Annotated in this window: 6 protein-coding genes; 5 read left to right on the top strand and 1 reads right to left on the bottom strand. The window is 74.3% G+C overall.

The features are described from left to right. Positions 1 to 304 precede the first annotated feature (304 nt). The 5 genes from ACFYPN_RS04185 (at position 305) to nudC (ending at position 10,810) form a co-directional block, all read left to right on the top strand. Complete coding sequence (locus tag ACFYPN_RS04185; RefSeq protein ID WP_358762182.1) at positions 305 to 784, top strand: MGMT family protein; 480 nt, start codon at positions 305 to 307, stop codon at positions 782 to 784. 383 nt (positions 785 to 1,167) lie between these two features. Continuing rightward, positions 1,168 to 4,779, top strand: coding sequence for a UvrD-helicase domain-containing protein (locus tag ACFYPN_RS04190; protein ID WP_389296643.1), 3,612 nt, complete (start codon positions 1,168 to 1,170; stop codon positions 4,777 to 4,779). A gap of 139 nt (positions 4,780 to 4,918) precedes the next feature. Continuing rightward, on the top strand, positions 4,919 to 8,410 hold the full coding sequence (locus ACFYPN_RS04195) for a UvrD-helicase domain-containing protein (RefSeq protein WP_389296644.1): 3,492 nt from the start codon (positions 4,919 to 4,921) through the stop codon (positions 8,408 to 8,410). A 10-nt stretch (positions 8,411 to 8,420) separates the two neighbouring features. Beyond that, positions 8,421 to 9,824 carry a dipeptidase gene (locus ACFYPN_RS04200; protein ID WP_358762188.1) on the top strand — a complete coding sequence of 468 codons (1,404 nt, stop codon included), beginning with the start codon at positions 8,421 to 8,423 and terminating at the stop codon, positions 9,822 to 9,824. A 38-nt stretch (positions 9,825 to 9,862) separates the two neighbouring features. Further along, positions 9,863 to 10,810, top strand: coding sequence for an NAD(+) diphosphatase (gene nudC / locus ACFYPN_RS04205; protein WP_358762190.1), 948 nt, complete (start codon positions 9,863 to 9,865; stop codon positions 10,808 to 10,810). A gap of 208 nt (positions 10,811 to 11,018) precedes the next feature. Here nudC and ACFYPN_RS04210 read toward each other — a convergent pair whose 3' ends face one another. Continuing rightward, positions 11,019 to 11,276, bottom strand: coding sequence for a glutaredoxin domain-containing protein (locus ACFYPN_RS04210; RefSeq protein ID WP_266708857.1), 258 nt, complete (start codon positions 11,274 to 11,276; stop codon positions 11,019 to 11,021). Positions 11,277 to 11,486 lie beyond the last annotated feature (210 nt).

The raw sequence follows: 11,486 nt of genomic DNA on the forward strand, positions 1-11,486 counted from the left end.
CCTTCGTCGCATCTGGTCGATCTTCGTGTTCTCGTATCACCGGTCACCGCCCGCACGATGGTGGCACGGCGCCAGGACACGCGGAGTCATCAGGGTGCACTCCCCCCGCGCGCGAGGGGAGTGATTCGCTCCTTTGCGCACGTGGGCGGTCCGGGCCTGCGGTCCGGCCCCCTGTCCTGTCGGCGGTCCGGCCTCCGCTCCCCTCGGTGGTCCGGGCGGTGGGGTGGCCGCGCTCGCCGCCGGGACCGGTGGGAGTGTCCGGACGGGGACCCCGGTGTCGGTGGCGTACGGCAAGATGGGACGGATGAGACAGGACCGGACGCCCCGCCACGGCGTGGACGACGCCGCCCTCCACCGCACGTCGGCAAAGGACGAGGGCACCGCCGGTGCCCCTGCCGCGCAGGCCCACGCCGAGCTCCCGGAGTACGCCGAGCGGGTCCTCGACGTCGCCGACCTGATCCCGCCCGGCCACGTCATGACCTACGGCGACGTCGCCGAGTGGCTGGGCGACGGCGGCCCGCGCCAGGTCGGCCGGGTGATGGCGCTCCACGGATCGGCGGTGCCGTGGTGGCGCGTCGTACGGTCGGACGGCACGCTGCTGCCCGGGCACGAACTGCGCGCGCTGGCGCGCTACCGCGACGAGGGCACACCGCTGCGCGACGCCGCCCGGTCGGCGGACGGGCATCTGCCGCGGATCGACATGCGGCGCGCGCGGTGGGACGGCGGGACCGGGGGGCACGGCGGGACAGCCGGGCCGGACGGGGGCGAGGAAGCTCACACCTGACAGCTTCGGCCATCGGGACCCGGCAGTCTCCCTCTTCGGGTCCCGTATCCCGCGCGCCGCCGGGCGTGAACGCGCGGGAGCGGGACACCCCCGGCCGACCGCGGTCCGCCGGGCCCGTGACGAGCGACGCAGCCGACCCGTCTCCGCCCGCGCCGTCACTGGCGTAGCGTCGATGCCCGGCGCGGACCCGAGTCCCTGCCGTACCGCGTTCATCCGCGCACCTCTCCGTACCTCGCCACCAACCGCCCCGCCGAACCGCTCCGAACCGACCGAACTGCCCCTGACCGCTCCGGCAGGACCGCCCCGATCCGCGACCGTGCACCGCCCGGTGCGACGGCCGGCGCACCACCAGTCAGCGCACCACCGACAGGACCGGCGAACCATTGAGCTCCTCCTCCACCACCCGGCAGGCCCCGCCCCGCGAGACGCGACGGCGGGCGCCGGGCGCGTACCGGCTGGTGCGCACGCCCCCCGGGTCGGTGGAGCCCCCTGTGCTGGACGCGGCACAGCGCGCGGTGGTTGACCACCCGGGGGGGCCGCTGCTGGTGCTCGCCGGTCCCGGAACGGGCAAGACCACGACGCTCGTGGAGTCCGTCGCCGCACGGGTGACCGCCGGCACGGACCCGGCCCGCATCCTCGTCCTCACCTTCAGCCGCAAGGCCGCCGTGGAACTGCGCGACCGGATGGCGGCCCGGCTCGGCGCGGCGCGCGGACCGCAGGCCACCACCTTCCACTCGTACTGCTACGCCCTGGTCCGCGCCCACCAGGACGCCGACCTCTTCGCCGACCCGCTGCGCCTGCTCTCCGGTCCGGAACAGGACGTCACCGTCCGCGAACTGCTGGCGGGCCAGCTCGACCTGGAGAAGTCCGGCCTCGCCCACGTCCGCTGGCCCGACGAACTGCGGGCCTGCCTGACCACCCGCGGCTTCGCCGACGAGGTGCGCGCCGTCCTGGCCCGCAGCCGCGAGCTGGGACTCGGCGCGGACGCCCTGGCCGACTTCGCCCGCAGGACCGGGCGCCCCGACTGGGGCGCGGCGGCCCAGTTCCTCGCCGAGTACCTGGACGTGCTCGACGCGCAGGGCGTCCTCGACTACGCGGAGCTGGTCCACCGCGCGGTCCTGCTCGCCGAGCGTCCCGAGGTCGCGGAGCGACTGGCCGGTGAGTACGACGCCGTGTACGTCGACGAGTACCAGGACACCGACCCGGCGCAGGTGCGGCTGCTGCACGCGCTGGCCGGCAACCGTGTGGGGCGTACGCCGGGCGGGACGGGTACCGGCCCGGGCGCGGGCGAGCACGCCGGCGACTCCGCCGGGGCGGGCGCCGGAGTGCGGGCCGGGGCGCGGGGCGGCGGCCGGACGCTGATCGCGTTCGGCGATCCGGACCAGTCCATCTACGCCTTCCGGGGCGCCGACGTGAACGGCATCCTCGACTTCCCCGACACCTTCCGCCGTGCGGACGGGGCACCCGCGCCGGTCGGCGTCCTCACCACCTCGCGCCGCTCCGGCGCCGGCCTGCTCGCCGCGACCCGGCTGCTCACCCGCCGGATGCCGCTCACCCGGCTGCCCGCCGAGAAGGTGCGCGCCCACCGCGAGCTCTCCGCGGTCCGGGAGGGCGGCCAGGTGGAGGTGTACACCTACCCGACCGCCTCCACCGAACTCGACAACATCGCCGACCTGCTGCGCCGCGCCCATCTGGAGGACGGCGTCCCCTGGAACGAGATGGCCGTCCTGGTACGCGCCGGCGGCCGCTCGATGCCCTCCGTGCGCCGGGCGCTGACCTCCGCCGGGGTACCGCTGGAAGTCGACGGCGACGACCTCCCGCTCCGCCACGAACCCGCCGTCGCCCCGCTGCTGACCGCCCTGCGCGCGGTGGCGGAGGCCGCCCTGCGGCAGCCGCCCCCCGCCGACGCGAGCGCGGTCGTGGGCGCGGACCCGGATGCGGGCCCGGATGCCGGCCCGGATGCGGGCCCGGATACGGACGCGGTCCCGGACGCAGCCGGGCCCGGTACACCGGAGTTCGGCACGTCCGGGTCCGGCACGTCGACGTCCGGTACACCGGCGCCCGGCACGGCCGGGCCCGGACCGGATTCCGGTGCGCGGACCTCCCCGGCGAAGGGCTCGGGCGTCCTGGACGAGGAGACCGCCCTCACCCTGCTCACCTCCCCCCTCGGCGCCATGGACGCCGCCGATCTGCGCCGCCTCGGCCGGGCGCTGCGCGACGACGAGCGGGCCGCCGGGAACCGCGTACCGCCGCCCTCCGGGGAACTGCTCGCGCTGGCCCTCGCCGAACCCGAACGCCTCGCCACCCACGACCCCGCCTACGCCCGGGGCGCCCAGCGCCTCGGCACCCTGCTGACCCGGGCCAGGGCCCTGCTCCAGGAAGGGGGCACCGCCGAAGAGGCGCTCTGGACCCTGTGGAACGGCACCCCCTGGCCCAGCCGCCTCGAACGCGCCGCGCTCCGCGGTGGCGCGGGCGGGCGCAACGCGGACCGGGACCTGGACGCGGTGTGTGCCCTCTTCGAGACCGCCGCGCGGGCCGAGGAACGTACCGGAGGGCGCGGGGCTCTCAACTTCCTGGAGGAGGTGGACGCCCAGGACATCGCCGCCGACACCCTGTCGCGCCGGGTCGCCCGCCCCGACGCGGTCCGGCTGATGACCGCGCACCGCTCCAAGGGACTGGAGTGGCGACTCGTCGTGGTCGCCGGGGTGCAGGAGGGACTCTGGCCCGACCTGCGCCGCCGGGGCTCCCTGCTGGAAGCCGACCGGATCGGCCGCGACGGACTCGCCGAACCCCTCACGCCCGGCGCGCTCCTCACCGAGGAACGCCGGCTCTTCTACGTCGCCGCCACCCGCGCCCGCGAACGCCTGATCGTCACCGCGGTCAAGGCCCCGGCCGACGACGGCGACCAGCCGTCCCGGTTCCTCGCCGAACTGGGCACCGAACCCCGCGACGTCACCGGCCGCCCCCGCAGGCCGCTGGCCGTCGCCTCCCTCGTCGCCGAACTGCGCGCCACCACCGTGGACCCCGCGGCGTCCGAGGCGCTGCGCGGGGCCGCCGCCCAGCGGCTGGCCCGGCTCGCCGCGCTCACCGACGACGAGGACCGCCCGCTGGTGCCCGCCGCCCACCCGCACCGCTGGTGGGGCCTGGACGAGCCGACCCGCTCCGCCGTCCCGCTCCGCGACCGGGACCAGCCCGTCGTGCTGTCGGGCAGCGCCCTCGACCAGCTCGCCCGCACCTGCGCGCTCCAGTGGTTCCTCGGCCGCGAGGTCAAGGCCGACGCCCCCGCCACCGCCGCCCAGGGGTTCGGCAACGTCGTCCACGTACTCGCCGACGAGGTGGCCTCCGGCCGTACCCCCGCCGACCTGGACGTCCTCATGGAACGGCTCGACACGGTCTGGAACGGCCTGGCCTTCGACGCCCCGTGGAAATCCGACCAGGAGAAGGGTCAGGCCCGCGCGGCCCTCGAGCGCTTCCTCCACTGGCACGTCATGGACCGCTCCGGCCGCACCCCCGTCGCCGGGGAGCACGACTTCGACGTGACCCTCGAAGCGGGGGAGCACGCCGTCCGCATCCGGGGCTCCATGGACCGCGTCGAACGCGACGCCGAGGACCGGGCGTACGTCGTCGACTTCAAGACCGGCAAGCAGGCGCCCACCAAGGACGAGGTGGCCCGCCACCCCCAGCTCGCCGTCTACCAGCTGGCCGTCCGCGAAGGCGCCGTCGACGAGGTCTTCGGCGGCCGGCGCCCCGAACCCGGTGGCGCCGAACTCGTCCAGTTGCGCCGCCCCGCCCCCGTCAAGGAGGGCGGCGCGACCTCGCCCCAGGTGCAGGCCCAGCAACCGCTCGCCGGGGAGTGGGTCTCCGACCTGCTCGCCACCGCAGCCGGACGCGTGCTCGACGAACGCTTCACCCCGACGACCGGCACGCACTGCGGCCACTGCGCCTTCCGCGCCTCGTGCAGCGCCCAGCCCGAGGGACGGCACGTGGTGGAGTGACGGTGTGGTCCGGGGTCGCGGGGCGCCCGCGTGACGGGAGCCACGGGCGGTCCGGCGTGACGGGAGCCACGCGCGGGTCCGGGGTGACGGCGGACACGGTCCGGGGCGCGATGTCGGTGCGCCCGGTTACCGTTCTGGGGTGTCCTCACGTCTCACCGATCCCGAGCAGCTCAAGGAGCTGCTGGGCATCCCCTTCACCCCGGAGCAGACGGCCTGCATCACAGCGCCGCCCGCCCCGCAGGTGATCGTGGCCGGGGCCGGCTCCGGCAAGACGACCGTGATGGCCGCCCGCGTGGTCTGGCTCGTCGGCACCGGCCAGGTCGCCCCGGAACAGGTCCTCGGCCTCACCTTCACCAACAAGGCCGCCGGTGAACTCGCCGAACGCGTCCGCAAGGCCCTGGTGGCCGCCGGGGTCACCGATCCCGACGTCATCGACCCGGACAACCCGCCGGGTGAGCCGAGCATCTCCACGTACCACGCCTTCGCCGGCCGGCTGCTCACCGACCACGGGCTGCGGATAGGGCTCGAACCCACCACCCGGCTGCTCGCCGACGCCACCCGGTACCAGCTCGCCGCCCGCGTGCTGCGGGACGCCCCGGGCCCCTACCCGGAGCTCACCCACTCCTTCCCCACCCTGGTCGGCGACCTCCTCGCGCTCGACGCGGAGCTGGCCGAGCACCTGGTCGAGCCGGACGCCCTCGCCGCGTACGACACCGGCCTCCTCCGTACGCTCGACGGCGTCAAGCTCTCCAACGAACAGTTGCGCAAGCTCCCCGAGACCGCGCGGGCCCGGGGTGAACTGCTCACCCTCACCGAGCGGTACCGGCAGGCCAAGCGCGGCCGGGACCTGGTCGACTTCGGCGACCAGATCGCCCTCTCCGCCGAGCTGGCCCTCACCCGGCCCGAGGTCGGGGCCCTGCTGCGCGACGAGTTCCGGGTGGTGCTCCTGGACGAGTACCAGGACACCTCCGTCGCCCAGCGACTGCTGCTGTCGGCCCTCTTCGGCCACGGCCCGGCGGGTCGCACCGGCCACGCCGTCACCGCCGTCGGCGATCCCTGCCAGGCGATCTACGGCTGGCGCGGCGCCTCCGTCGCCAACCTGGACGACTTCCCCCAGCACTTCCCGCACGCCGACGGCACCCCCGCCACCCGTCACAGCCTCAGCGAGAACCGCCGCAGCGGGGGACGCCTCCTCCAGCTCGCCAACGGCCTCGCCGAACCGCTGCGCGCCCTGCACGAGGGTGTCGAGGCGTTGCGCCCCGCCCCCGGTGCCGAACACGACGGCACCGTCCGCTGCGCCCTGCTCCGTACCCACGCCGAGGAGATCGACTGGCTCGCCGACTCCCTCGCCCACCTCGTACGCACCGGCACCCAGCCCGCCGAGATCGCCGTGCTCTGCCGCACCGCCTCCGACTTCCCGCAGATCCAGGCCGCGCTGGTGGCCCGTGACGTCCCCGTCGAGGTCGTCGGCCTGTCCGGACTGCTCCACCTCCCCGAGGTCGCCGACCTGGTCGCGGTCTGCGAGGTCCTCCAGGACCCGGGGGCCAACGCCTCCCTGGTCCGGCTGCTCACCGGCCCGCGCTGGCGCATCGGCCCCCGCGACCTCGCCCTGCTCGGCCGCCGGGCCCGCCTCCTCGTCCACCGGGCCTCCTCGGGAGACGGGGACGGCGACGCCGACCTGCGGCTCGCCGAAGCCGTCGAGGGCACCGACCCGGCCGAGATCGTCTCGCTCGCCGACGCCCTGGACACCTTCCTCGACCAGGGCGGCGACGAGGACGACGGACTGCCGTTCTCCCCCGAGGCCCGGGTCCGGTTCGCCCGTCTCGCCGCCGAACTGCGCGACCTGCGCCGCTCGCTGGCCGACCCGCTGATGGACGTACTGCACCGGGTCCTCTCCACCACCGGGCTCGAAGTCGAGCTGTCCGCCTCCCCGCACGCGCTCGCCGCCCGCCGCCGGGAAACCCTCGCCAACTTCCTCGACATCGCAGCCGGTTTCGCCTCCCTCGACGGCGAGGCCACCCTCCTCGCGTTCCTCGGCTTCCTGCGGACCGCCGCCCAGTACGAGAAGGGGCTCGACAACGCCCTGCCCGGCGGCGAGAACACCGTCAAGGTGCTCACCGCCCACAAGTCCAAGGGCCTGGAGTGGGACGTCGTCGCCGTACCCGGTCTGGTCACCGGCCAGTTCCCCAGCAGCCGCGCCCGTGAGTCCTGGACGTCCCGGGCGAGGGTGCTCCCGCACGCCCTGCGCGGCGACGCGGCCACCCTCCCGGCGCTGGACTCCTACGACGCCAAGGCGCTCAAGGCGTACCAGCAGGAGATGAAGGAGCACCAGCACACCGAGGAACTCCGCCTCGGCTACGTCACCTTCACCCGCCCCCGCTCCCTGCTGCTCGGCTCCGGCCACTGGTGGGGCCCCTCGCAGAAGAAGACCCGCGGCCCCTCGGCCTTCCTCGACGCGCTGTACGAGCACTGCGTAGCCGGACACGGCGAGATCGAGGTCTGGGCGGACGAGCCGGCGGCCGACGAGGAGAACCCGGCACTCGCCGGACAGGACGCCGACATCGCCTGGCCGCTGCCCCTGGACGCCACCGCGACCGCCCGCCGCCGCGCCGCCCGCGACACGGTCCTCGCACACCTGGACGCGTGGGCGGGCGGCGAAGCGCTCCCGTACACCGAGCCGGAACCCGCCCCGGCCGGAGGCGACGCGGAGGAGGCGTACGACGAGCCGTTCGAGGAGCCTTCCGAGGAGCCGGACTGGGACGACTGGGACTCCCTCGCCACCGACCGTCCCGAGGAGACCCCGCAGTCCCCCGCCGAAGCCGCTCCCGGACCCGTCGTCGAGGCCGCCCGGCCCGCCGTCGAGGCCCCCGACGCCCCCCATCCGTACATCCCCGCCGCCCGGCCGCCCAGCGAGCTGACCCCCGAGGAGAGCCGCACCCTCGCCTCCTGGGACCGCGACCTCGACGCCCTCGCGGGGGAGCTGCGCCGCGCCCGCGCCACCGTCCGGGACGTCGTCGTACCCGCCTCGCTCTCCGCCACCCAGCTCCTCCTCCTCGCCGAGGACCCGGACGCCTTCGCACGCGAGCTGGCCCGCCCGATGCCCCGCCCGCCGCAGCCCGCGGCCCGCCGGGGCACCCGGTTCCACGCCTGGGTCGAGTCCCGTTACGAAGAGCTCCCGCTGCCGATGCTCGGCCCCGACGAACTCCCCGGCGGCGCCGGTGACGGCGACGCCGATGACGCCGCCATCGCGGACGAGCGCGAGCTCGCCGAGCTGAAGGAGGCGTTCGAACGGACCGAGTACGCCCGCCGCACCCCGTACCGGGTCGAGACCCCGTTCCAGATCTCGCTCGCCGGCCGGGTCGTCCGGGGCCGGATCGACGCGGTGTACCAGGCGGAGGACGGTTCGTACGAGATCGTCGACTGGAAGACCAGCCGCCACCGCACCGCCGACCCGCTCCAGCTCGCCGTCTACCGGCTCGCCTGGGCCGAACTCCACGACCTGCCGCTCGAATCCGTCACAGCCACCTTCCTCTACGTACGCACCGGGGAGACCGTCCGGCCCCGCTCGCTGCCCGGCCGCCCGGAGCTGGAGCGACTGCTGCTGGACGAGCCACCCGCGCGGGCCCGTTAGGCTCAATGGCATGAGCGACACCCCGGACAGCGCCGTCCAGCCGTACATCGAGCAGCACCGCGAGTCCTTCCTCGAAGACCTCGCGGCATGGCTCCGCATCCCCTCCGTCTCCGCCCAGCCGGAGCACGCCGAGGACGTACGGCGCAGCGCCGCATGGCTGTCCGGCAAGCTCAGGGAGACCGGATTCCCGGTCTGTGAGGTCTGGGAGACGCCGGGTGCCCCGGCCGTCTTCGCCGAGTGGCCCTCCGACGATCCCGAGGCCCCCGTCGTGCTGGTCTACGGCCACCACGACGTGCAGCCGGCCGCACGCGAGGACGGCTGGCACACCGACCCGTTCGAACCGGTGGTCCGGGACGGCAGGATGTACGGACGGGGCGCCGCGGACGACAAGGGCCAGGTGTTCTTCCACACACTCGGCGTCCGCGCCCACCTCGCAGCGACCGGCCGCACCACCCCGGCCGTCCACCTCAAGCTCCTGATCGAGGGCGAGGAGGAGTCCGGCTCCCCGCACTTCCGCGCCCTGATCGAGGACCGCGCCGACCGCCTCGCCGCCGACGCCGTGATCGTCTCCGACACCGGCATGTGGGACGAGGACACCCCGACCGTCTGCACCGGCATGCGCGGCCTCGCCGAATGCGAGATCGAGCTGTCCGGGCCCGAGCAGGACATCCACTCCGGATCGTTCGGGGGCGCCGTCCCCAACCCGGCGACCGCCGTGGCCCGACTGGTCGCCGCCCTCCACGACGAGCGGGGCCGCGTCGCCGTCCCCGGCTTCTACGACGGCGTGGCCGAGCTCACCGACGCCGAACGCGCCCTCTTCGCCGAGCTTCCCTTCGACGAAGCCACCTGGCTGCGCACCGCCAAGTCCACAGCCGCCTCCGGCGAGGACGGCTACTCCACCCTCGAACGCGTCTGGGCCCGGCCCACCGCCGAGGTCAACGGCATCGGCGGCGGCTACCAGGGCGCCGGAAGCAAGACGATCATCCCTTCCTCCGCCCTGGTCAAGATCAGCTTCCGGCTGGTCGCCGGCCAGGACCCCGACCGGGTGCAGGAGCTCGTACGGACCTGGGCCGAGGACCGGGTCCCGCCCGGCATCCGTCACGGGATCACCTTCTCGCCCGCGACCCGCCCCTGTCTGACCCCGCTCGACCATCCCGCCCTCCAGGCACTGGCCCGGGCCATGGGACGGGCGTTCGGCAAGAAGGTCCTCTTCACCCGCGAGGGGGGCTCCGGTCCCGCCGCCGACCTCCAGGACGTGCTCGGCGCGCCCGTCCTCTTCCTCGGCATCTCCGTACCGTCCGACGGCTGGCACGCACCCGACGAGAAAGTCGAGCTCGGCCTCCTCTTCAAGGGCGTGGAGACCACCGCCCATCTCTGGGGTGAGCTGGCCGCCGCACTCCGCCGCAACAACTGAGCACCCGATCCGCCCCGGGGGAGTAGGAAGCAAGAACTGTGAGTACCTTCGACACCGACCACATCGCCCGTCCCATCGGCCTGACCGCACCGAGCGGCATCGACCGCGCGGCCCACCACCGTCTGGACGAGGCGTGGCTCGCCGTCGCCTGGAGCCACCCCACCACCAAGGTCTTCGTGGTGTCCGGCGGCCAGGTGCTGGTCGACGACACCGCCGACGGCGGCACCGAGATCGTCATGACGCCGGCCTTCGAGGCCCCCATGACCGAGACCCACCGCTACTTCCTCGGCACCGACGAGGACGGGGTGAGCTACTTCGCCCTCCAGAAGGACTCCTTGCCCGGCCGGATGGACCAGCAGGCCAGGCCGGCCGGACTGCGTGAGGCGGGCCTCCTGCTCAGCGCCCGGGACGCCGGTCTCATGGTCCACGCCGTCGCCCTGGAGAACTGGCAGCGGCTGCACCGCTTCTGCTCCCGCTGCGGCGAACGCACCATGATCGCGGCGGCCGGGCACATCCGCCGCTGCCAGGCATGTGGCGCCGAGCACTACCCCCGTACCGACCCCGCCGTCATCATGCTGGTCATCGACGACCAGGACCGCGCCCTGCTGGGCCGCCAGGTGCACTGGCCCGAAGGCCGGTTCTCGACCCTCGCCGGGTTCGTGGAGCCGGGTGAGTCGATAGAGCAGTCGGTGGCCCGCGAGGTGCTGGAAGAGGCCGGGATCACCGTCGGCGATGTCGAGTACGTCGCCAGCCAGCCCTGGCCCTTCCCCTCCAGCCTGATGCTCGGCTTCATGGCACGGGCGATCACCTCGAAGATCGACGTGGACGGCGACGAGATCGAGGAAGCCCGCTGGTTCTCCCGCGACGAACTGACGGAGGCCTTCGAGTCGGGCGCCGTACTGCCCCCCAACGGCATCTCCATCGCGGCCCGGCTCATCGAGATGTGGTACGGCAAGCCGCTTCCGAAGGCCCGCCCGATGGGCTGACGCGGGCAGCGGTCGGGAGGGGCCGTGGTCGGGACGGCCGTGCCACTCCCTCGGCGGCACACGTTGCTCCCCCAGGAGAGTCCTTCACCCGCACAACGCACGAGGCCCCGCCCGGATCTTCACCGGGCGGGGCCTCATGCGCTGTGTTCCGTGCTGCGTTCCGTGCGGTGAACGCCGTGCGCCGTACGGCGTGTGGCGCGTGCGGCGGTCAGGCGCCGAGCGCCTGCTTCACCTGGGCGAGGCTGGGGTTGGTCATGACGACCTCGGAACCGCCCTGCGCGGGAACGATCCGGACCGTGGGAACCGTCTGGTTTCCGCCGTTCGCCTTCTCGACGAAGGCGGCCGACTCGGGGTCCAGCTCGATGTTGATCTCGGTGTACCCGATGCCCTCGCGGTCCATCTGGCCCTTGAGGCGGCGGCAGTAGCCGCACCACGTGGTGCTGTACATCGTCACAGTGCCCGGCATGTCGCTGGTGCTCCTCTGGTCGTCTCGTCCGTTTCGCCGCACACCCGAAGCCGGAAAAGGCCGAAAAGGTGCGGTCTCCGGGTCTCCGCGCCGCGTACCCGGGGAGGGAGGGCGGACGTGGTGCCCGCTGGATCAACGCTCGGGCACCTGCCACCATTCCCGGCCCGGTGGGATGCCCTTGCCGTGCGCCGTGCGCCGTCCGCCGACCGC

Origin of the sequence: Streptomyces sp. NPDC005576 (assembly GCF_042871745.1) — a bacterium.
Taxonomy (GTDB): Bacteria; Actinomycetota; Actinomycetes; order Streptomycetales; family Streptomycetaceae; genus Streptomyces.

What these genes read in the sequence shown, in the direction of transcription:
- ACFYPN_RS04200 (WP_358762188.1), top strand. Translation starts at nt 8,421, where the DNA reads ATGAGCGACACCCCGGACAGCGCCGTCCAGCCGTACATCGAGCAGCAC.
- ACFYPN_RS04210 (WP_266708857.1), bottom strand. Translation starts at nt 11,276, where the DNA reads ATGCCGGGCACTGTGACGATGTACAGCACCACGTGGTGCGGCTACTGC.
- ACFYPN_RS04185 (WP_358762182.1), top strand. Translation starts at nt 305, where the DNA reads ATGAGACAGGACCGGACGCCCCGCCACGGCGTGGACGACGCCGCCCTC.